Annotated in this window: 19 protein-coding genes; 14 read left to right on the top strand and 5 right to left on the bottom strand. The window is 52.0% G+C overall.

All coding sequences use genetic code 11. The features are described 5' to 3' along the window. Positions 1-34: 34 nt before the first annotated feature. Positions 35-1,093, bottom strand: coding sequence for a tRNA-queuosine alpha-mannosyltransferase domain-containing protein (locus NF683_RS17925; RefSeq protein ID WP_253920611.1), 1,059 nt, complete (start codon positions 1,091-1,093; stop codon positions 35-37). A gap of 154 nt (positions 1,094-1,247) precedes the next feature. On the opposite strand from NF683_RS17925, the gene NF683_RS17930 reads away from it, so the two are divergent. Genes NF683_RS17930 through NF683_RS17945 form a run of 4 tightly spaced genes read left to right on the top strand, consistent with a single transcriptional unit; the run spans position 1,248 to position 6,650 of the window. Further along, on the top strand, positions 1,248-1,622 hold the full coding sequence (locus NF683_RS17930) for a response regulator transcription factor (RefSeq protein WP_089038460.1): 375 nt from the start codon (positions 1,248-1,250) through the stop codon (positions 1,620-1,622). After that, positions 1,619-3,679 (top strand): 3'-5' exonuclease, encoded by a 2,061-nt coding sequence (locus NF683_RS17935; RefSeq protein WP_089038461.1) that lies wholly within the window; start codon positions 1,619-1,621, stop codon positions 3,677-3,679. Before NF683_RS17930 ends, NF683_RS17935 begins: the two co-directional genes overlap by 4 nt. After that, positions 3,676-3,879, top strand: a complete 204-nt coding sequence (locus tag NF683_RS17940; protein ID WP_089038462.1) for an Asp23/Gls24 family envelope stress response protein — start codon at positions 3,676-3,678, stop codon at positions 3,877-3,879. The genes NF683_RS17935 and NF683_RS17940 overlap by 4 nt, the downstream gene beginning before the upstream one ends. Positions 3,880-3,881: 2 nt before the next feature. Then, positions 3,882-6,650, top strand: coding sequence for an ATP-binding protein (locus tag NF683_RS17945; protein WP_089038463.1), 2,769 nt, complete (start codon positions 3,882-3,884; stop codon positions 6,648-6,650). A 3-nt stretch (positions 6,651-6,653) separates the two neighbouring features. Here the strand turns inward: NF683_RS17945 and NF683_RS17950 are convergent, their stop codons facing one another. Genes NF683_RS17950 through NF683_RS17960 form a run of 3 tightly spaced genes read right to left on the bottom strand, consistent with a single transcriptional unit; the run spans position 6,654 to position 9,412 of the window. Beyond that, the gene (locus NF683_RS17950; protein ID WP_253920612.1) at positions 6,654-7,781 is read right to left on the bottom strand and encodes a DUF294 nucleotidyltransferase-like domain-containing protein; all 1,128 of its coding nucleotides are present in this window, start codon (positions 7,779-7,781) and stop codon (positions 6,654-6,656) included. 30 nt (positions 7,782-7,811) lie between these two features. Continuing rightward, complete coding sequence (locus NF683_RS17955; RefSeq protein WP_089038465.1) at positions 7,812-8,138, bottom strand: HlyU family transcriptional regulator; 327 nt, start codon at positions 8,136-8,138, stop codon at positions 7,812-7,814. A 53-nt stretch (positions 8,139-8,191) separates the two neighbouring features. After that, positions 8,192-9,412, bottom strand: a complete 1,221-nt coding sequence (locus NF683_RS17960) for an argininosuccinate synthase (RefSeq protein ID WP_030072775.1) — start codon at positions 9,410-9,412, stop codon at positions 8,192-8,194. A gap of 209 nt (positions 9,413-9,621) precedes the next feature. On the opposite strand from NF683_RS17960, the gene rnt reads away from it, so the two are divergent. After that, positions 9,622-10,290 carry a ribonuclease T gene (rnt, locus tag NF683_RS17965; protein WP_038484741.1) on the top strand — a complete coding sequence of 223 codons (669 nt, stop codon included), beginning with the start codon at positions 9,622-9,624 and terminating at the stop codon, positions 10,288-10,290. A 235-nt stretch (positions 10,291-10,525) separates the two neighbouring features. Next, complete coding sequence (locus NF683_RS17970; protein WP_253920613.1) at positions 10,526-11,785, top strand: 6-phosphofructokinase; 1,260 nt, start codon at positions 10,526-10,528, stop codon at positions 11,783-11,785. A gap of 91 nt (positions 11,786-11,876) precedes the next feature. On the opposite strand, the gene NF683_RS17975 is transcribed toward NF683_RS17970, so the two are convergent. After that, positions 11,877-13,592, bottom strand: a complete 1,716-nt coding sequence (locus tag NF683_RS17975; protein WP_038484747.1) for a bifunctional protein-serine/threonine kinase/phosphatase — start codon at positions 13,590-13,592, stop codon at positions 11,877-11,879. A gap of 257 nt (positions 13,593-13,849) precedes the next feature. Between NF683_RS17975 and ppa the strand changes: the two genes are divergently transcribed. From ppa to purH, 8 genes are all read left to right on the top strand, one after another. Beyond that, positions 13,850-14,380 carry an inorganic diphosphatase gene (gene ppa, locus NF683_RS17980; RefSeq protein ID WP_009724723.1) on the top strand — a complete coding sequence of 177 codons (531 nt, stop codon included), beginning with the start codon at positions 13,850-13,852 and terminating at the stop codon, positions 14,378-14,380. A gap of 217 nt (positions 14,381-14,597) precedes the next feature. Further along, positions 14,598-16,478 (top strand): protein-disulfide reductase DsbD, encoded by a 1,881-nt coding sequence (gene dsbD / locus NF683_RS17985; RefSeq protein ID WP_253920615.1) that lies wholly within the window; start codon positions 14,598-14,600, stop codon positions 16,476-16,478. 296 nt (positions 16,479-16,774) lie between these two features. Further along, positions 16,775-17,239, top strand: coding sequence for an acetyl-CoA carboxylase biotin carboxyl carrier protein (gene accB / locus NF683_RS17990; RefSeq protein ID WP_089038468.1), 465 nt, complete (start codon positions 16,775-16,777; stop codon positions 17,237-17,239). Positions 17,240-17,269: 30 nt separating this feature from the next. Continuing rightward, a complete protein-coding gene (accC, locus tag NF683_RS17995; protein ID WP_038484756.1) occupies positions 17,270-18,610 on the top strand; it encodes an acetyl-CoA carboxylase biotin carboxylase subunit in 1,341 nt (446 codons plus the stop codon). A gap of 108 nt (positions 18,611-18,718) precedes the next feature. Further along, entirely contained in the window at positions 18,719-19,630 is a 912-nt protein-coding gene (gene prmA / locus NF683_RS18000) for a 50S ribosomal protein L11 methyltransferase (protein WP_253920616.1), read from the top strand. A 99-nt stretch (positions 19,631-19,729) separates the two neighbouring features. Then, positions 19,730-20,770 carry a tRNA dihydrouridine synthase DusB gene (gene dusB / locus NF683_RS18005; RefSeq protein ID WP_253920618.1) on the top strand — a complete coding sequence of 347 codons (1,041 nt, stop codon included), beginning with the start codon at positions 19,730-19,732 and terminating at the stop codon, positions 20,768-20,770. Further along, positions 20,767-21,090 (top strand): DNA-binding transcriptional regulator Fis, encoded by a 324-nt coding sequence (gene fis, locus NF683_RS18010; protein ID WP_038484762.1) that lies wholly within the window; start codon positions 20,767-20,769, stop codon positions 21,088-21,090. Before dusB ends, fis begins: the two co-directional genes overlap by 4 nt. 60 nt (positions 21,091-21,150) lie before the next feature. Then, complete coding sequence (purH, locus tag NF683_RS18015; protein WP_253920619.1) at positions 21,151-22,731, top strand: bifunctional phosphoribosylaminoimidazolecarboxamide formyltransferase/IMP cyclohydrolase; 1,581 nt, start codon at positions 21,151-21,153, stop codon at positions 22,729-22,731. The last annotated feature ends 28 nt before the right edge of the window (positions 22,732-22,759 follow it).

Here is a 22,759-nt window from a genome sequence, read left to right on the forward strand (position 1 = left end):
GAGTAAGGCAGGGGCTCGACCAACAATGCAGTGATCAGTGCTCCATCAAAAGCGCACGGTAAGCGCGACGCCATTCAGGCCACTGCCACTGCTGAGTATTCAACAGTGCTGGTTGGCTAGTAGGGTCGGTTAACCAAGCGTGGAGTCGTTGGTAAAGCCCCTCTTGCGTGCCATCAAAGCGGTAGTCGTTAGGGTAGAGTTCGGGGAAACACAGCCTGTCTGGCACTAGCGGAATCGCGCCGCGCTGGGCAGCTTCCATAATGGCTAATCCTTGGAACTCGTGCCACGTGGTCGAGACCACAATACCACCACCGGTGAGCAATGCTCGATACTCCGCTTCTGGCTGCGGCCCCCAGCAAATCGTGTGTGCCGCCAAGCGTTCTTCTGCCTCATCAAAAATGGCAGGTACATCGCGAAAGCGCTGTCCAAGCACCGCTAGTTCAAAAGGAACCTGCTGCTCACTCAGCTTGAACAGCACTGTAAAAAAGTCTTCGGGATTTTTATCGTACTCCCAGCGATGATTCCAAATAATCCGCCGTGGGTGTGCGTTTGTCTGGGGAGAAGCCGCTAGCGGCATTATTGGCACAGGCAACACTTTTGACTGTTGGCGTAAGCGCTCTAATGGCTTAGCTGCTGGCAGGTTTTCAGGCATCTTTTTTAACAACCGCCGCGCACCGTCGAAAAAAGAGTCACGGTTGTAAGCGGTATTAAACACCAACGTATCCGCCGCCAACGCCGCGTATAAATTGACCATTTTGGCCTCTACCTGGGAGATTTGATCGCTAGACTCTGGGTAGGCAAACTGGTTTTCATGAAAGTAAACAATCTTTCTGGCACGCCCTAAATGAGGGAATAAGCCAACGAGCGTGGCAATATCGACCATCGAAGTGGCAAATATAACCTCATAGGATTCACTCAGCGTCTCGTACTCTTTTAACCACCAACTCAATGGGTTGCCGCGGATTCGCCACGAAAAGTGGCGTGGTGGCAAGCTAAGCAACGTCCAAGAGACATCGTTTACTTCGGCCATCAGACTTTGTGCCCAATAGCGATGACTAACAGCCTCATAAGCAGACAACAATAAAACGCGCATAAACACCTTAATAAAAAGCCCATTAAGCGAAGTAAAAAGCAGCCACTTGATGAGAGACGTTACGAGCATTCGGCCAAGGTCGTCTTGGCCTAACCTGTCGCGCTACATACACTCTAATCAAACACCTAACAACGACCCCTTTAGGGAGGGCATCATGGCCAAAGTACTCGTGGTCGACGACGAGCCCAATATTGTACTGTCTCTGGAATTTTTAATGGAGCAGGCAGGCTTTCAAGTTGTCACCGCCTACGACGGAGAAGCCGCACTCGAACGTATCAACGATTCCGCCCCCGACCTGCTGCTGCTTGATATCAGCCTGCCCGGAATCAGCGGTTTTGATGTACTTGAGCACCTTCGCCGTTCAGAAGCGACGGCCCAACTGCCGGTCATTATGCTGACCGCCCATGGGCGAGATATCGAACGTGAGAAAGGCTTAGCGCTAGGGGCTGATGACTACATCACCAAACCGTTTTCGACCCAGTCGCTAATTAAAAAAGTTAAATCACTGCTCAATGGCAACCCACAATGACCCGCGACGGGCTCCCTAAACGTCAGCGACTCATTGGCCTATGGCTGCTGCTAAGTGGTATCAGCTTGCTGGGGGGCGCTATTTTTGCTGCGTGGCTGGATGCTCAGCTTTCGCCTACTGGCCCAACCCGTATAGCGCTCTGGTTGGGCAGTTTTTCCGGCGGTGCGACGATATTTTTAGTTGGCCTGCTACTAGAACGCATGCTTTTCACCCCTCTACGCCATTTACAGGTTCAGTTGGCCAGATTAGTGGCAAACCCAGATGCTCGTGATGAACACCCACCAGAAGGCTGGCTGAAAGGGCTTGGCCCTGACCTACGAAGAGTGCGCGAGAGTTGGCGCATTGACCGCAATCAATTAGCCACGGCTCATGCCGATGGCGCACGAAGCGCCGCAAAAATACGTCGCGAATTAGAAACGCTGCTGCAAGTACTCGAAACCCCCTTATTACTATGTGACCACCACCGCCGTTTGATGCTATTCAACCAGGCCGCAGAAGATTTCTTTGTCGATAATACGGCGTTGGGCTTGGGAAAACGCTTAGAAGCGCTACTCCCCGTTGCCAGCCTACAACAAGCGCTTAGCCAACTTCCTGCGGATGGTTCGCCCCGCGAACTGCTTGCCCCCTGTGATAACCGCTGGTTAAAGGTCGTGCTACGTCGAGTTCCTGGCAGTGATGGAGAAACACTACTAACGTTTAGCGATGCAACCGCTTCCTGGTCAAATGAAATGGGTGTTAGAGCAGAACTCGCCACCAAGCTCCCCCTCCTACGCCAACACACAGCAAGCCTGACCAGTGCAGCGGATGCACTGATACAACTGCGCCATAACGGCGCAGAGAACCCAGCGTTACGTCATCGGTTCGAGCAGGTAATCCAAGAGGAAGGAGCGACCCTGGGTGATAATGTTGGTCAAATCGGACAGTTATTGGATGATTTGCAACATCAAGGCGAGCGCTTAACCCCTATGTGGTCGAATGACTTCTGGCAAGCCCTGGATGAACGCTTAGATCCAGCGCATCGGCTCATCACCCCCGTCGGCATGCCTGCCTGGTTTAAAGGCGACGCACCGGCACTGATTGTTCTGTTTGATTCCTTAGTCAAGCATCTTAACTCTCACCTGCCGGTTAGCCATTTTGAAGGTGAGATATGCCTTGGCAACAAGCGGGTTTATTTGGACTTAATTTGGCAAGGCAGCCCCTTACCAGAGCATGAGCTAGCGAAATGGCGTCGCCAGCCCCTGCCATCGCTACCACTTAATCCGCTGGTGTCAGACGTACTGCGCCAGCATGCGAGCGATATTTGGAGCCTTGCTGACGATGATGCTATTCATGCGCGCCTGCGCCTGCCGCTACCAGCCATGGAGCGCGTTGGGGCACCCCGTGAAACCGCACCTCCGCGACCAGAGTTCCATGATTTCGGCATCGCTGACCTGCCGCCACCCGATGAGGAGTTGGCGAACCGCACATTACGTAGCCTAGAAGTGGTTGCGTTTGATACTGAAACCACTGGCCTTGAGCTACGCCGAGGGGATACGGTGATTAGCCTGGGGGCTTGTCGGGTGGTCAATGCGCGGCTATTGGCCAGCGAGGTCTTTGATCAAAAAGTCGATCCGAAACGTCCAATCCCCCCTACCAGTACAGCAATACACGGATTGACAGATGCTGATGTGGCCGGTGCACCGCCCCTTGATATTGTCCTAACGCGCTTCCGAGATTACGTCGGTGAAGCGGTTTTATTAGCGCATAATGCCGCGTTTGATATGCTCGCCATTACTAACAAAGGGGTTGTCTTTGATTTGCCTGTCATCGATACCTTATTAATCTCAAGAGCATTAGACGAAGCGTTAGATGGGCATGATTTAGATACGTTGGCACAACGCTACGACCTGACGTTCCCACCAGGCACTCGCCACACGGCGCTTGGTGACGCCCGTGTAACCGCTGAATTATGGCTAGCGTTGTTACCCCGGCTTGAAGCACGTGGCGTGGATACGTTAGAGCAGCTGTTGGCGCTGCAGGCCAACGCGTTTGATCGCCAGGATGCCAGCGCCTCATGAAACATCCAGGCTCACGGCAAATCGAGCGTTTAATAGCCTTATTCGCCCTAGCAATACTGCTCTTCAGCCCCCCGCTGATTATCATGGTTGACCGGCTCACCTCTTTGAGCATGAGCTGGTTACCGCTTTATCTGTTTATTGCTTGGGGCGCGGTAATTGGCCTCACCGCCTGGTTAATGGAACAACGTTCAGGACGCTGATCATGCGTACAGATGCAGTGATTCTAGGAACGGCATTTGGCTATTTGGCACTACTGTTTGTCGTCGCCGCGTGGGGGGACCGTCGTGCCGAGCAGGGTCGATCATTAATTGGCTCGCCCACGGTATATGCGCTGTCGATTGCCGTTTACTGCACCGCATGGACGTTCTATGGCAGCGTGGGACGCGCAGCAGACCACGGCCCCAGTTTCCTGCTTATCTATCTTGGCCCAACCCTGGCGATGCTTCTCGCCCCTGTCGTCATTCGCAAAATGGTGCGCATCGCATCCCGCCAGCGAATCACTTCTATTGCTGATTTCATTAGTGCTCGTTATGGCAAAAGCACCAGCTTAGGCGCACTCGTTGCATTAATGGCCCTCATTTGTATAACGCCCTACATTGCGCTGCAGTTAAAAGCGATCACCGTTAGCCATGCAGTACTGGTGAACTATCCCAATACCGCGGATGCCACCCTGGTTGATGAGCGTTTCTGGCTGGACAAATCGCTTTGGGTCGCCTTAGTGCTTGCGGTATTTATTATACTTTTCGGCACCCGCCATCTCGATGCCAGTGAACGACATGAGGGAATGGTTGCCGCTATTGCCTTGGAGTCACTGGTAAAGTTGGTTGCGTTTATGGCCGTCGGTATTTTTGTGGTATTTGTGTTGTATGAAGGCCCCAGCGCGCTATTCGCCAGCGTCGCCACGATGCCAGAAATAGCGGAAAAAATGGGGTTGGAAAGCGTACCAGGCGGTGCCACTGGCTGGGTCGGAATGCTAATACTTGCCTTTCTGGCCTTTTTAACCCTGCCTCGTCAGTTCCAGGTGTTGGTTGTCGAAAATGTCGATGAACAGCATTTAGCCAGGGCGAGCTGGTTATTTCCGCTTTATATGTTGCTCATCAACCTGTTTGTTATTCCTATCGCCTTTGCTGGCCTTCTGTTAGGTGCTGGCGCGGGTGATTCCGATAGTTTTGTGCTGACACTGCCCCTTTCTGCAGGGCTTGAAGGATTACCCTTGCTGGTATTTATAGGCGGCCTTTCAGCAGCTACTGGCATGGTGATTGTTGAGACGATTGCACTGTCTACCATGGTGAGTAACCAGCTCATTATGCCCTTACTGCTAAGAACACAACGCCTTCACCTGAGCACGTCCGGCGAGTTGGCAGGTTGGCTGTTGGGCATTCGCCGAATTGCCATCGTTTTGATACTGCTGCTTGGCTATCTATATCACGCGCTGATTGGTGACTCCTACAGCCTTGTCACTATCGGGCTTGTCTCCTTTGCTGGGGTGGCACAATTTGCCCCAGCCCTGTTAATTGGCCTCTACTGGCGTGGCGCGACTCGCCAAGGAGCCACCGCTGGCTTAATCGCAGGCTTTTTAGTCTGGTGCTATACGTTACTGCTACCAGGTTTTGCCCAATCCGGTTGGTTAGATGCAACGTTTCTAACTCAGGGGCCATGGGGCATTTCATGGCTGATGCCTTACCGCTTATTTGGCCTGGAAGATTGGGATATTTATTCCCACGCACTGCTGTGGAGTATGCTGGCAAATGTTGGCTTACTGATTGGCGTGTCACTTTTTAGCCGCCCTACGCCACTTGAGCAAACCCAAGCCGCCCTTTTCACTGGCGCCTTACACCCTAACTTGCAAACGACCTCTTTATGGAGAGGACAGACGACTCAAGGCGCCTTAAAAGAATTACTTATTCGCTACCTTGGCAACCAAGTCACCCATCGGGTGTTTAACCAAAGCATTAATAAAAGCGACTACCGCTCAGACGAACCGGCAACAGCCGATCTAATTACCCGCTCAGAGCAGGCGCTAGCAGGCTCTCTTGGCAGTGCATCAGCGCGCGTACTAATCAATTCAGTGGTACGTGGAGAAGCACTGGATCTTGAGTCGATTTTGAGTATTTTAGACACTACGTCACAAACCCTGGAGTACAACCGTCGGCTAGAGCAAAAATCACAAGAATTAGTCGCCGTAAGTGACGAGCTCCGCAGTGCCAATGAACAGCTGCGCGAGCTTGACCGCTTGAAGGACGAGTTTGTCGCTATGGTAAGTCATGAGCTTCGAACCCCGCTAACCTCGATACGCGCGTTTGCCGAAATATTACGCGATAGTGATCAACTACCCGATGAAAAACGCCAACATTTTCTGGGCGTTATTGTCCATGAGAGCCAGCGTCTTTCGCGTTTAATAGAGGAAATTCTTGACCTTGCACGCTTAGAGAGCGGTCGCCTGACGCTTCACCCGGTTCCCCTCGACCTAGCAGCCCTAGCGAGGCAGAGCATCGATGCGGTTGCTCGATTACATGAAGATCGAGGTATTACCCTCGATATCAGTTTAGCGGCTGACCCCGCCATGGTGGTCGGTGACCAAGACCGCTTGGAGCAAGTCATTATTAACCTGCTCGATAACGCCAGTAAATTTGCTGACCGCCAGCAGCCTCAAGTGCGGCTGGCACTTTATCGGCATCGTAATCATTTTCGTTTAAGCGTTGAAGATAACGGACCCGGTATCAGCGCTGACGAACGTGAGCGCGTGTTTGAGAAATTTCATCAAATACAGCAAAGCGGCGAAATACCACGCGGCCGCCCCAAAGGTAGCGGCCTTGGCTTACCTATCAGCCGAGGCATTATTGCTCACCTTGGTGGAAGACTTTGGGTGGAAGACGCTAAAACGCTGGGTGGCGCATGCTTAACCCTAGAGCTGCCAGCAGCTCCTAAGGAGTCAACTCTAGGTAACTCTTCGCAGCTTACGGGGGAATAGCCGTTATAAGCGCTTTACTTGGTTAACAAACGCTTTGATTTGCTGTAAATCAAATTTCAGCAGTAGCCGCTCATCATCACGAAGACGTCGCAGGTCCACCCAGCCGTCGGCTGTTTGCCCGTGAGACTTATTGTGGCGCTGCTGCTCTAGAAGCAAGTGCTGCATACGGCTAAAAGCGGCTAGCAGTAAGTTCGATTGCTCCTTCGTCAACGTACGTGTGAAATGGGCAAGTGCCGTTAGTCGTTCACGTGTGCCTATCTCACTTCGCTGGTAGCGCACACAGAGTAATCGGGCAGCGCTTATTAGAGGCATCAATCCTTGTCGCTTAAGATCGATTGCTTGGTCATAGGGAGCCGCTAGCCCAGGATGTGAAGCAATGCGACCAAACCGGTCAAGCGCCACCGGCAGCTCATCTAACAACGCCGCCATTTCATTCATGAACAAAGGCGCGCTTGAGAGAGTTGAACGCACCCGTTGGCCTAACGTTTGTGCGAGCTCAACATTCCCTGCCACAGGATAAAAATCGAGCCATATATTGGTTTGCTGCCCCCGCTTAACCTGACGATCCGCACTCCAAATTGCAAATTGCTGCTGCCATTCGCTCAAGCGCTTGCGCCACATTGGCCAACGCGCCATGACATGGCCACGGCAAAGCGGAATGCCCGCTTCATCTAAGCGTTGTGTAAAACGTTCGCCTAGCGCCTGAAAGTAGCCATCAATTTCAACGTGTCGAGCGTCAGGATAGTCACCAATAATCAGCGCATTGTCCTGGTCAGGCCCAAGCAAGCTTTCAAAGCGTGCCGCCGAGCCGAGCGTAACAACGCAGTAATCTACCGGCGGCTTACCCCACCCTTGTGCCTGCATTTCATCTAGCGCTGCGGCAATCGATTGACGATAAAGCCAAGCGATGTGGTCACTAATGAGTTCGCTAATACGCCAAGCAGGCAAGTCATAACGCAGCAATGTCTCAACAAAAGAGAGCTGTGCGGCATAGGCGTCAGATAAGGATGGATTAAAAAGAGAGGTATGCGTGTAAAAATCGCGAAGTGGAGCACTTAGCGCCGAGATATCCAATGAGCCATGATGACATACCAAGGAGCGCCAAGGGGAAGCACGATAGACCATGTGCATACTCCGCTCCTCAACTAAACGAAAAGCTTGCTAGGTGTCACTAGCATTACGAGGATCAGCCGTAAACATCTCCTCACCTACTTCATCAATAAAGCGCTGCGCTTTAGCGACCATCATCGCATCACAGGCTTCACGGCCTGGCAGCATGTCAGAGCGTTCAAAGCGGTGCTCGTGAGTAACGCCCTCGCCATCTAACTTACGGATCCAACCGCTAACGCGAAATTGTCCGCTTTGGTTATCAGGCTGAGACACAATTAAATACTCTTTATATTCAACTGGCTCGGCCGCTTTGGTGGCTCCTTCCGAGGCGCCAGCCCCCGCGCCACCCAACAGGCCAGAAAATAGTTTTTTAAACATTCGGACTCCTTCGCAATAAAAGCGGCCAGACGTCGTCTGGCCGCTTAGCATGCTTAGCTCTGTTGACGACCTTTACCGGCAGCAATCCGTAGACGCAATGCATTCAGCTTAATAAAGCCTTCTGCGTCTTTTTGATCGTACGCGCCCGCATCATCTTCAAACGTTGCAATCGACTCATCAAACAACGATTGCTCGGACTTACGCCCTACAACCGTTGCATTGCCTTTATAGAGCTTCATGCGAACAACGCCCGCGACGTTCTTCTGTGTTTCGTCGATCGCCGCTTGTAGCATACGACGCTCGGGGCTCCACCAATAACCGTTGTAGATCACTTCAGCGTATTTAGGCATTAGTTGATCTTTCAAGTGCGCTTCTTCACGGTCAAGCGTCAGCGACTCGATGGCGCGGTGAGCACGCAGCATGATTGTGCCCCCTGGTGTTTCATAGCAACCACGGGACTTCATACCAACATAACGGTTTTCAACGATATCCAGGCGGCCAATACCATTATCGCCACCTAGTTTATTAAGCTTTTCAAGCACTTCATGAGGCTTAAGCGCTTCGCCATCAATAGCGACGATATCGCCATTCTCAAACGTCAGCTCTACATAAGTCGGCTGCTCAGGCGCGGCTTCAGGAGAAACACTCCAACGCCACATGTCCTCTTCTGCTTCGGCCCATGGGTCTTCCAAAATGCCGCCTTCATAAGAAATGTGCAGCAGGTTGGCATCCATGGAGTACGGTGATTTTTTCTTTTTATTAGAAAAATCAACGGGAATCTTGTGCTCTTCGCAGTAGGCCATCAACTTCTCACGCGAAGTGAGATCCCATAAACGCCAAGGAGCAATAACCTTCACGCCAGGCTTAAGTGCGTAGCCACCCAGTTCAAAACGAACCTGATCGTTACCTTTACCCGTTGCACCGTGAGAAATGGCATCAGCGCCCGTCTCATTAGCAATTTCAATCAAGCGCTTAGCAATCAACGGGCGAGCGATAGAAGTGCCGAGCAGATACTCGCCTTCATAGATGGTGTTCGCTCGGAACATTGGGAATACATAATCGCGAACAAACTCCTCGCGAAGATCTTCGATATAGATCTCTTTAACACCCAGTGCTTGAGCCTTAGCGCGTGCGGGCTCGACTTCTTCACCTTGACCGATGTCGGCTGTAAAGGTCACTACCTCGCAGTTGTAGGTCTCTTGCAACCACTTAACGATAACGGATGTGTCCAGGCCGCCTGAATACGCCAGCACAACCTTTTTGACATCGGACATTCTTTGCTCCTTGTTCATGAAAAGTAGTTCACCCAACGACACCGCGCTGAGCGCAGTGCAATAACATAAACTACGAGTATAGCGCTCTCAATGCTCAGCGAATACCGTCAACGACGCCTAAGGGGTAAAGCTGCTAGAATCATAGCCAACAAAGGGGTTGCTTTAACCGCTTATTCTAACTACTTACTCGCTTTACTAAGGAGAGCTGCATGAGCGAGGCATTTGCCCGCGAATTGATGGCCCAACGTTTTCGCAGTTATCTGCCGGTTGTCATTGATTTAGAAACGGGTGGGTTTAACGCCCAAAGTGACGCAGTACTCGAAATTGCTGCCGTGACGCTTACTATGGACCCTGACGGTAATTTATTACCCGACGCCACTTACGCGTATCACATTCATCCGTTTGAAGGCGCGAACGTTGAGCAATCCGCCCTTGATTTCACAGGCATTAATCTAGATGACCCACTGCGTCGCCAAGTGGCGCTAAGCGAATCTGAAGCGCTAGGTGAAATTTTTCGCCCTATCCGCAAATCAATCAAGGCACATGGGTGCTCACGGGCAATACTGGTTGGTCATAATGCTGCCTTTGATCATGGCTTCCTAAATGCGGCGGCGAACCGCTGCAGCGTAAAACGGAATCCGTTTCACCCTTTTTCCAGCTTTGACACAGCAACCCTGGCAGGCTTTGTATATGGCCAAACAGTGCTTGCTCGTGCGTGCCGTGCGGCAGGTATCGAGTTTGATAACAAGTCCGCCCACTCGGCCCGCTACGATACCGAGCGCACAGCAGAGCTCTTTTGTGCGATGGTCAATCGCTATAAAGACTTAGGCGGATGGCGGCTGGCTCAGCAGGAACAAGAACTGGACGACAGCGAGTAATGAGCCTCCAAGATGCACCCACAGTGGCTTTGCGCTAAACTTCGCGGCTGCAGGCCACGCGTTTGCACGATCTTTCTACGTAAGCGTGTCATTAGTGGTATGCGTGCCATTAGTGGTATGCGTGCCATTAGTGCGCGCTGCTTAATGCACGATTATGAAAACAAGCAAAGGGGCGTCATTTCCCCTTGCTTGAATACTGTTTTAACTACCCGTTTTCAGGAGATGAGACGTTTCCATGGCCCAGCATAATGCCTTTTACGCCCAGTCCGGTGGCGTTACCGCCGTCATCAATGCCAGCGCCTGCGGCGTTATCGAAGCTTGCAGACAAGCGCCCGACCAGATTGGCAAGGTATATGCCGGTCATAACGGCATTATCGGTGCCTTAACGGAAGACCTCATCGATGTGACTCAAGAGAGCGATGAATCGATTGCTGCCTTACGCCATACGCCTGGCGGTGCATTTGGTTCCTGCCGCTATAAGTTGAAAGATATTGATACCCACCGTGCTCAATATGAACGCTTGATCGAAGTTTTCAAAGCCCACGATATTCGCTACTTCTTCTACAATGGCGGCGGTGATAGCGCAGACACCTGCCTTAAAGTGTCCCAACTGTCAGAAAAACTCGGCTACCCGCTAACCGCGATTCATGTGCCGAAAACCGTTGATAACGATCTGCCTATTACCGACAACAGCCCCGGGTTTGGTAGCGTTGCCAAATATATTGCCACCTCTACCCGTGAAGCATCGCTGGATATTGCGTCTATGTGCGCCACATCCACTAAGGTATTCGTCCTTGAAGTGATGGGTCGCCATGCTGGCTGGATTGCAGCGGCGGGCGGTTTAGCGGGAGAAGGCGAAGGCGAGCCGCCTCACCTGATTATCTTTCCTGAAGTATCGTTTGACCGTAAAGCGGTCATGGCGCGCGTTGAAGAGTGCGTTCAGAAGTACGGCTATTGCGTTATCGTTGTTTCTGAAGGCGCACGCTACGAAGATGGCACTTTCCTTGCCGATGCCGGCAATACCGATGCCTTTGGTCACCGCCAGTTAGGCGGCGTAGCACCAACGCTGGCTGGAATGGTGAAGCAAGACCTGGGTTACAAGTACCACTGGGCAGTTGCTGATTATTTACAGCGCGCGGCGCGTCACTTGGCTTCTAAAACCGACGTTGAACAAGCCTATGCAGTGGGCCGCGAGGCGGTAACATTAGCACTTGCAGGCAAAAATGCCATGATGCCTGCCATTCGCCGTATTTCCCAGGCTCCCTATCAGTGGGATGTCATCTCGGCGCCGCTGTCCCAAGTGGCTAACCAAGAAAAATTCATGCCACGGGATTTTATTAGCGAAAACGGTTTTGCGATTACCCCCGCTTGCCGAGCGTATCTCTCTCCGCTCATCCAGGGCGAGGATTTCCCTCCGTTTGAAAACGGTCTGCCTAAAGTAGCTAAGCTAAAGCTCGCAAAAGTGGAACAGAAACTGCCTAAGTTCACGCTGTAAATAGTTAGCGTGTTATAAAAACGGGGCGATGAAAGCATTCATCGCCCCGTTTTTTATGGTTAGCGTTTATTAATTGAGCAACGTTACGCTTTTAGCGCAATAACCAGGAAAGCACTAATAAGAGCAGCAGAATACCCGCCACCCCCTGCCAAAAACGCCGTGACTCTTGGCGAGGCTCCTCACGGCTGGGCACGCGCCCTAACGGGACTCTTAAGGCATGCAGAAATTCGGAGAGCCGTCTAAAACGTAGTGCACGCTGAGGATCTAGCGCACGACGCAACGCGTCATCAAGCTCAGTCGATATTTCTGGATTGGTTGTTCGGGCACTACGGTAGCTGAGCTCTTCAAGATCGGTGTGGCTGCGCAGTCGATTAGGCGTCAACGTATAGGGCAATGCCCCTGTCAGCAACCAATAGACCGTTGATGCCAATGAATACTGGTCACTGCGCCGACCTACGCTATCACCCAGTGCGTACTCAGGGGCCGTGTGTTCATTAAAACCAATTTGGCGGAGTAGCTCGCCCGAGTGGCGATGGCCATCCACCTCGCGCATGTGGCAGGCACTGAAATCTGCTAACACGAGTTTGCCGTGGGGGTCGATCAGCACATTATCAGGGGTAATTTGCTGATGAATGATATCGCGATGATGCAACGCTTGAACTGCTTTACCCAGTTGATTGGCGATATCCAGACGCTGCACCAAACTCGCTTGTGGGTGCCTTTCTGCCCACTGGCGAAGCGTTTCACCTTCAACGTGCTGCATTAGGTAATAAAGGTAACGGCGTGGTCGTGACGACTGCATTACTTTGACTACAAAGGGCGAATTTACACGCTCTACCACCCATTGCTGCAGTAAAAAATGTTCCAGATAAGCGTTACGCAAAGAGAGTTCTGGGCTGGGTGCTTTCATCACCATTTCACGCTCTGAATGCACATCACGGACGCGATAAACTCTTGATTGCGCATTACGTGACAGCACCGACAGCACCTCAAGCCCATCAAACCGCTCTCCTGGCGTCAGCTCGGGGGGAATAGGCAGGTCACCATAAATAAGCCCTGGGTGATCTTCAGACTCTTCCGGCAGCTCATCGATACGCAGCAGTTGGAAGCAAAATTGATCACCTCCATACCCCCTATCTTGGGCACGCTGCTTTGCTTCACTCGCTAGGCACTCACAGGCGGCATCTAGATCACTGGCATTTTGGCGGATCAGACGAACGTAATCAGATGGCATTAAGGTGCCACGGACGCCCTGAGTAGTAAAAACAAAAAAATCGCCCTGTTTAAGCGGTAGATGGGTATAGTCGATATCGACGCTGCCATCCATCCCCAAAGCACGTGAGGGATAACGATAACCGCCAATATCAGTCACATGGTCGCGGGTTAGCTGCTCGAACTCAGCGCCTCGCAATCGAAAAACTAACGTATCCCCCATATGAAATAGGTGCGCTTCCCGCTCGCGAAAGACCATCGCGGATAGCGAAGATACGAAACTTCCTTCTTTAACATGCTTGCTTTGGCTGTAGCACCAACCATTGAGAGCACGCAGTACCCGGGTTGCCGACGTTTTCGTATCCCAGTGGTCAGGCGTCGAGTAATAGTCAGCCAAAAAACCACGTACACTTAAATCACCTGCCTGTTTAGCCAAGGTGTTACGAGAAATCGAGTCACTAATAACTGCGCAACCCCCTTTTACTTTCAACAGCTGCGCATCAGGCAACCGCACCGACATAGAGCTACGGTGTAGACGCCGATCAGGGGCCACAAAGGCTTGGCCATAACTAATTAGTAACTGGGCGTGCGCCAACTCATCCTCCTAGGCTTTAGGCTCTTCATGGGAACCACACAGCGGTTATGATACACGCTGATCAAGGGAAGCGATGCCCGCCAAACGTCGTGATGGCGAAAAACGACGCTTATTTTTGGATTCATCGTCATTGTTAGCGGCACACACCTATGTCGCATTGGTAATCCACTAGCCAACTTCGTATAATTCTCCGCCATTAATGCAATGCATCAACTGCTTAGCCTTCGCACTAAATAAGCCAAGCCAAGGAATAAACGATGAACTTCGATAACATCCCCGCTGGAAAGGATCTGCCCAACGATATTTACGTGGCGATCGAAATTCCCGCTAATCACGCGCCGATTAAGTATGAAATCGATAAAGATATGGGTGCCCTTCTGGTTGACCGCTTCATGGCAACCCCCATGTTCTATCCGGCTAACTACGGCTTTATCCCCCACACCCTGGCCGATGATGGCGACCCGCTGGATGCCTTGGTAGTTACCCCCCACCCCGTGGCTCCGGGCAGCATCATTCGCGCTCGCCCTGTTGGCATTTTGAATATGACCGACGAAGCAGGCGAAGATGCAAAATTGGTATGCGTCCCGCATCCCAAGCTGAGCACTCTGTATGATGATGTTCAAGAAGTGACTGATCTTCCTGAATTGCTACGTCAGCAAATCGCTCACTTTTTCGAGAACTATAAAGACCTCGAAAAAGGTAAGTGGGTGAAAGTAGAGTCTTGGGAAGGTGTTGAAGCGGCACGCAAAGCGATTGAAAAATCAGTCGCGGCTTACCAAAAAGCTTAACCTATCGGGTTGAGCGATAACGCCAGACCGCGCTTCCTCTTAAAGGCTGCCCATGTGGCAGCCTTTTCTATTATCTGCCGTTTAATTCCGAGACCTGAGATTCAACATTAACGGAGTATGAAGAAGCGCGTCACGTCACCGCAGCATCTACGCTGACATCACAAGGTAGGATATGCTATTTCAAAATTTCCCTGATACGTCTGCGTAAGGATACTTCGTGTTGTCTTTTAAGCGTTTAAGTCTGTTACTGTTACTCTGCTGGCTTCCCCTGCTAGCCCATGCTCAGTGGTTTTCCTCTTCCAGTAATCAAAGCGATTTTTTACCTGTCCTAGAAGCCTTTCAGCCTACCGCTTGGCATGACGGCAGCGCCATTTATATTGGTATCGATATTGCGGACGACTATTATTTATATCGCCACCAATTTAGCGTTAGCAGCACAACGGACGCTGTATCCCTTGATGAATCGCTACTTCCGCAAGGAACATTCACAACTGATGAATTCATGGGCGATGTGTATGTTTTTCGTGACATATTAGTCTTTGAAACGCCATTTTCCCCGTCCTATAGCGGCCCGATCGATATTGAACTGACGTTCCAAGGCTGTGCCGACGCAGGCCTTTGCTACCCGCCGGAAACCGTATCGCTTGACGCCTCAGAGTCATCTCCCCCCACGGCCTTTGCTGACTGGGACGCTGCAGATCAAGCACTGCCAGGCGCTGAAGGCAGCGACGACCAGCAAATTAGTCAAACCGCGGGCACAAATAGCAGCGCTGAATTCTCAGCCCCACAAAGCGAAGATAGCCGCTTTAGCGCATTGCTCGACAGCGCCAGCCTCCCTCTTGCCTTAGGGTTATTTTTTATCGCCGGACTGGGCCTTACTTTCACGCCCTGCGTCCTACCGATGGTGCCTATTTTGTCTTCCATTATCGTAGGACAAAAACCAACTCGGCCCCGAGCGTTTGTACTCTCAGCCAGCTATGTATTGGGCATGGCGTCCACCTACGCGTTAGTCGGTGTGCTAATGGGCCTGTTTGGCGCGGGCTTAAATCTTCAGGCCCACCTACAATCAGCGCCGGTGCTAGTTACCTTTGCTGTTCTATTTACGCTATTTGCCTTAGCCATGTTCGGGGCGTTTGACTTAAGAGTTTCACCGCGGCTGGCCGCTAAAATTGACGGTTGGCAAGCACGTGCACAGCAAAGCGGCCCTGCAGGCCTAGCCCTGGCAGGCGCACTATCGGTATTAGTGGTTTCCCCCTGTGTAACAGCCCCACTTGCCGGTGCGTTGGTGTTTATTTCCTCGACCGGAAATGCTGCCATGGGCGGAGCTGTTTTATTTGCACTGGGCCTAGGCATGGGCGTGCCACTGCTATTAGTGGGCACCTTTGGGGCAACGCTGCTACCGCGCTCAGGCGCTTGGATGAACGGCGTTAAAATTGCTTTCGGATTGCTGTTACTGGGCGTTGCCATTTGGATGGTTGAGCGATTAGTGCCGCCTTCGCTGGCGCTTTTGCTCTGGGCAGCGCTGGCCATAGGTAGCGCACTCATGTTGGGCGCCTTAAATATGAATCAGCCACAAGGCTGGCCCAAAGCACGACAAACATTAGGACTGATGTTACTGGCATGGGGCATTGCTCTTGTCATTGGCGCAGCCCAAGGCGGCAGCAACCCATTGCGCCCCTTAACGGTATCCAGCGCCTCAACGGACAGCGGCACGCCGCAAGCAACGCATACTTTTCAGCAAGTTGATGAACTGAGTGCACTTGAAACCGCACTCTCTGAAGCCGCGAGTGCCCAACAGCCTGCCTTTGTTAATTTCACTGCTGACTGGTGTATCTCCTGCAAGCTAATGGAGCGCGATGTTTTTCCAGACCCCAATGTGGTCGCTGCATTGAACGATTTTCGCCTGATTGAGGTCGATGTCACCAATACGGATGCTCAAAGTCGGGAACTGCTAAACCGCTTTAACTTATTCGGCCCGCCAAGCCTGCTTTTTTTTAGCCAGGGCGAAGAAGTACGAGATGCGCGCATTCAAGGTGAAATAACGGCTACCCAGCTGGTACAGCACCTGGAAGCGTTACGGCGCTGGCAACAAGGCTGAGCTGAAGCCTATGACCACCTTGTGTCGCGAACGTCGTCAAACGGTTGTTTAAATAACCAGCAACGAGCTTATGTCGGCCTTCACTAGACATGCCCGTACTTTTTCGGCAAACTTCGCAGCCATATCAGCTAAAATCTTCATGTTTTAGGACTTAGCACCGGGTAACGTTCAAGATCGTGCAGCGTTCTGTTCATTTTCAAACAAGGTTTACTGCGCTGTGACAGCGCTCAATGCAGCTGGCGATACGATACTCAACTGCATTGCGATTAACTTTCATCACTTTTGGGGCAACAGGTATGGATATTCGTAAAGTTAAAAAACTGATTGAACTCCTCGAAGAATCAAACATTAGCGAAATCGAAATTCAGGAAGGCGAAGAGTCCGTCCGCATCAGCCGCCATCCGAATGGTGCAACGTGGCAGCCTCAGCCGATGCCACAGTACGCTCAAATGCCGCCTATGCAGCAGGCGCCAGCTCAACCCAGCGCTCCGGCTGCTGAGGCAGAGCCCCAAGGCGTAAGCTATCAAGGTGAAGCGGTTAACTCACCCATGGTTGGCACGTTCTACCGTAGCCCAGCACCCGGCGCCAAATCGTTTGTGGAAGTTGGCGATACGGTTAAGCAAGGCGATACGGTATGTATCGTTGAAGCAATGAAAATGATGAATCAAATTGAAGCCGATCGCGACGGCGTCGTCGAGGCCATCCTAGTGGAAGACGGAGAGCCGGTGGAATTCGATCAACCTATGATCGTCATCGCTTAATCTTTCACAACAACACGGGTGGATTCTCCCATGCTGGACAAGGTACTTATCGCAAACCGCGGCGAGATTGCCCTTCGTATTCTCCGGGCCTGTAAAGAGCTAGGGATTAAAACCGTTGCGGTTCACTCCAAAGCCGACCGTGAATTGATGCATGTTCGCTTGGCCGACGAAGCGGTATGCATCGGCCCCGCCTCCTCAGCGCAGTCGTACTTGAATATTCCTGCATTAATAAGCGCTGCTGAAGTGACCGATTCAAGCGCCATTCATCCTGGTTACGGCTTTCTCTCGGAAAACGCTAATTTTGCTGAGCAGGTTGAGCGCTCTGGCTTTACCTTTATTGGCCCGCGCGCGGAAACTATCCGCCTGATGGGTGATAAAGTTAGTGCCATTGAAGCAATGAAGATTGCTGGCGTTCCTACCGTGCCTGGCTCAGACGGCCCGTTAGGTGACGATGAAGCCACCAACCTAGCCACTGCACGCCGCATTGGCTATCCGGTAATTATCAAAGCTGCTGCAGGCGGTGGTGGCCGCGGCATGCGGGTGGTACACACTGAAGGCCATCTGCTTTCAGCCATTACTGTCACTCGCACTGAGGCACACTCAGCGTTTGGCGATGGCACGGTTTACATGGAAAAATTCCTTGAGAAACCCCGCCATGTTGAGGTCCAGGTGCTGGCTGACGGCCAAGGCAATGCTATCCACCTTTATGATCGCGACTGTTCTTTACAGCGTCGTCACCAAAAGGTTCTGGAAGAAGCGCCGGCCCCTGGCATCGACCCGGAAGCGCGTGCAAAGGTGCTAGAAGCATGCCGCCAAGCGTGCCTCGAAATTAACTATCGTGGCGCGGGCACCTTTGAGTTTCTGTACGAAGACGGTGATTTCTTCTTTATTGAAATGAATACCCGTGTACAGGTAGAGCACCCTGTCACCGAGATGGTCACAGGCGTAGATATCGTTAAGGAACAGTTGCGCATTGCCTCCGGCCTGCCACTTTCGATTCGCCAAGAAGACGTAAAGATCAATGGCCATGCCTTTGAGTGCAGGATCAATGCGGAAGACTCGCGTACGTTTATGCCCTCTCCGGGCAAAGTCACCCTGTTCCATGCTCCGGGTGGCCTTGGCGTGCGTATGGACTCTCATCTGTACACTGGCTACACCGTACCGCCTCATTATGACTCACTGATTGGCAAGCTAATCACCTGGGGAGCTGATCGCGAGATTGCCCTAACGCGTATGCGCAACGCCCTAGATGAGCTGCTGGTCGAGGGGATCAAAACCAATATTGATCTGCAAAAAGATTTGGTGAGGGACAGTTATTTCCGCCAAGGCGGCGTCAATATTCACTATCTTGAAAAGAAACTCAGCAGCTAATATCTGTAAAAGCGATATGGATAGCTGATAATGCTCAACGGGGTGGCCATAGCCACCCCGTTATTGTTTTACCTTTGCGTGAATGCACGCACGCAGTGGAGATTACTAATGCCCTGGCTCCAACTCAAAGCCCACGTTGCTCCAGAACAAGCCGAACTACTAGAAGATCTACTGTTAGAGGAAGGCGCGACAGCTATTGGTCTTCAAGACGCCCACGATGATCCTGTTTTCGAACCCGAGCGAGGCACTACCCCGCTTTGGCAAGATACAATTCTCACTGGCCTATATGACGACTTAGACGGCGTTGAATCCATGCTTGAGCGCATTCAAGCTGCTTGGTCTGAACAAGTCCCCGGCGAACCCTGCCCAGCGATTGAGTATGAGCTATTAGCCGATAGAGACTGGGAAAGAGAGTGGATGGATGACTTTACGCCGTTGCGAATGGGCCAACGACTATGGATCGTCCCGAGTTGGCATGAGCCACCAGAAGCCAATGCCGTCAATCTCATTCTTGACCCAGGCCTTGCCTTTGGCACTGGCACCCATCCCACGACAGCGCTTTGCCTGGAGTGGCTGGATAGCCTTGCGGTTAGCGGCAAATTGGAAGATAAAACCGTCCTGGATGTGGGCTGCGGCTCAGGCATTCTTGCCATTGCCGCGCTAAAGTTAGGTGCATCCCACGCCGATGCTACTGATATAGATCCACAGGCACTTCAGGCAAGCCGTGATAATGCAGCGCGCAATCAGATTAGCGACGCGCAATTGTCCCTTTACTATCCTGAACAGCTGATCGACGGCCACTACCCAGTTGTCACCGCCAATATTTTAGCTGGGCCATTAGTTGAATTAGCCCCAATGATTGCAGGCCATGTCGCACCCGGCGGACAAATAGCATTGTCTGGCATTTTAGCGAACCAAGCGAATGAGGTCTTGCAGGCCTATGAAGCCCAGGGTTTGACAATGGAAGAGCCCACAATTCGCGAAGGGTGGGTTCGCCTATCAGGCTACCGCGCCGTTTAATCTAGCCAACGGCCTTCACCCCATCGCCGAGTAGGCGTATCATACGCCCCCTTGAAACGCCTACTCGGCGATTTTTATCTGTATCTACAGCGCAGCACAATGACCACACAAAACTTTCAGCCACCAATGATAGGGCCTCACCAGTTACCCAACCAAGTCATCTTGGCGCCGATGGCTGGCGTTACCGATCGCCCATTTCGCCAACTTTGTAGGCGTTTAGGTGCTGGATGGGTGGTCGGCGAAATGGTGACAGCCGACCCCTCTCTTTGGCATACCCGAAAGTCCAAGCTACGCATGGATCACCAAGGCGAACCCGACCCACGGGTTGTACAAATTGCCGGAGGTGACGCTGAAATGCTGGCTAATGCTGCGCGTCTTAACGCCGAACTAGGCGCTCAGGTGATTGATATCAACATGGGATGCCCAGCCAAAAAGGTCTGCAATAAGGCTGCTGGTTCGGCCCTAATGCGTGATGAAGCGCTAGTAGCCGAGATTCTGGACGCCGTTGTCAAGGCTGTTGATATTCCGGTTACGTTAAAAATTCGCACAGGCTGGTCTGCTGAAGCTAACAATGGCCTGCGCATTGCTAAACTCGCGGAATCCGCAGGCATCCAAGCCTTAGCGGTACATGGACGTCATCGAGAGCAGCGCTATACTGGATGGGCTGAGTACGACACTATCGCTGAAATAAAATCGCACCTGACGATACCGGTTATCGCCAATGGGGATATTACCAGCCCTCAAAAGGCCAAAGAGGTCTTGTCATATACAGGTGCCGATGCAGTAATGATTGGCCGCGGAGCGCAAGGCAACCCATGGATATTCGAGCAGATTACCCACTATCTTGCCCATGGAGAACTGCTAACACCCCCGACTCTTGATGAGCGCCGCAACGTTCTCAATGAGCACTTACAAGCTCTGCACACGTTTTATGGCGATACAATGGGTGTTCGCATAGCGCGTAAACACCTAGGTTGGTACTTGAATGAAGACCCGCGCTTCAACGACAAACAGTATTATCTGCTGAAGCAGCAATTTAATGCGCTTGCCACCCCAGCATCGCAATTTGACTGGATTAATGATGCCATGACGCAAGACGCTGCAGAGCGTCTGCTAGCTAAAGGAAGCCATGCTGCATGACTGAACGCGACCTGCTTTCGAACGAGCTCTCTCACCGTCTCTCAGGCACTCTGGCGGACCCCGCCGCGAGCGTACCGCCCCAACCACTTAGAGAAGCGGTTGAGACGGCGATACGCCGTTACTTCGAGCATCTCGATGGCAGCCAGGCAACTGATCTCTACGCGATGGTGATGGCCGAAGTAGAAGCGCCGCTACTTAGCTGCGTAATGGAACATACTGAAGGCAACCAAACCCGAGCCGCGGATGTATTGGGCTTAAACCGTGGCACATTGCGCAAAAAACTTAAGCTCTATGGATTGATTGAAGGTGACGCCCCATAAGGGGCGTTGTTGTTTGTAATTTTCGATGTTAATTCCTTGACTCTGCACACGAGCACTCTAATGGCTGATAGTACTGCTACCCCCGTCCGTCGCGCCCTTTTGAGCGTATCCGATAAAACCGGCATTGTTGAATTCGCCCGCGGTTTAAGCCAACACGGCGTAGAACTTCTTTCAACTGGCGGAACCTTCCGACTGCTTCAGGAAAATTCTGTTCCTGTTAAAGAAGTCTCTGAGCACACTGGTTTTCCTGAAATCATGGATGGCCGTGTAAAAACACTGCACCCCAAAATCCATGGTGGAATCCTGGCGCGCCGCGGTCAGGATGATGCTGTGATGGCAGAGAACGACATCACTCCCATCGACATGGTGGTCGTTAATCTTTATCCATTTGCTGCCACTGTCGCCAACCCAGACTGCACACTGGAAGACGCCATCGAAAATATCGATATCGGCGGGCCGACCATGGTGCGCGCATGCGCAAAAAATCACGCCTTTACCACCATCGTGGTAAATGCCGATGACTATGCCCGGGTACTGGGAGAGCTGGCTGCGCAAGACGGTCAAGTGAGTTCCACTACCCGCTTTGATCTGGCCGTGAAAGCATTTGAACACACCGCCGGTTATGATGGCGCCATTGCCAATTACCTTGGCCGCAAAGTGACTAGCGAAAACGCAACGTTTGCTCGCACTTTCAACCTGCAATTGGACAAAAAGCAGGACATGCGATACGGCGAGAACCCACATCAGCAAGCTGCTTTTTACGTGGATCCCCAAGCAAGCGAACCGAGCGTCGCTACTGCAAAAACCCTGCAAGGTAAGCCACTCTCCTTCAATAACGTGGCCGACACAGATGCCGCATTTGAGTGCGTTAAAGCGTTTGATGAAACGGCTTGTGTCATCGTCAAACATGCCAACCCTTGCGGTGTAGCCATTGGCGCTACTGCACTTGAAGCATATGACAAAGCCTTCGCTACCGATCCGACCAGCGCTTTTGGTGGCATTATTGCGTTTAACGTGGCGCTAGATGCCGAAACCGCTCGGGCAATTATTGATCGCCAGTTTGTTGAAGTTATTATCGCACCCGGCGTGAGTGATGAGGCAGTTGCTATCGTGGCAGAGAAGCAGAATGTACGCCTGCTTGATGTCAGCGCCCACTGGCCTGGCGAAACACAGCCTGCGTTTGACTTTAAACGTGTTAACGGCGGACTGTTGGTACAAGATCGCGACCAGGGCATGGTAACCCGCGAAGAGCTGACCGTGGTTAGCGAACGCGTTCCAACGGAACAAGAACTTCGCGACCTGGGTTTTGCTTGGCGAGTCGCTAAATTCGTTAAATCGAATGCGATTGTATACGCCAAAGAGGGTCAAACAGTGGGTGTTGGCGCAGGCCAAATGAGCCGCGTTTACTCAGCGAAAATTGCGGGCATTAAAGCGGCGGATGAAGGTCTTTCAGTGCCCGGCTCGGTGATGGCGTCAGATGCATTCTTCCCTTTCCGCGATGGTATTGACGCCGCCGCAGCCGCAGGCATTACTGCCGTTATTCAGCCCGGCGGCTCCATGCGTGACCAGGAAGTCATTGATGCCGCTAACGAAGCGGGCATTGCCATGGTATTTACTGGCATGCGCCACTTCCGTCATTAATCGCTTCGTCTTGCCATAAAAGCAGGCC

The sequence above is a fragment of the Halomonas sp. MS1 genome, assembly GCF_024182575.1.
Lineage (GTDB): Bacteria > Pseudomonadota > Gammaproteobacteria > Pseudomonadales > Halomonadaceae > Vreelandella.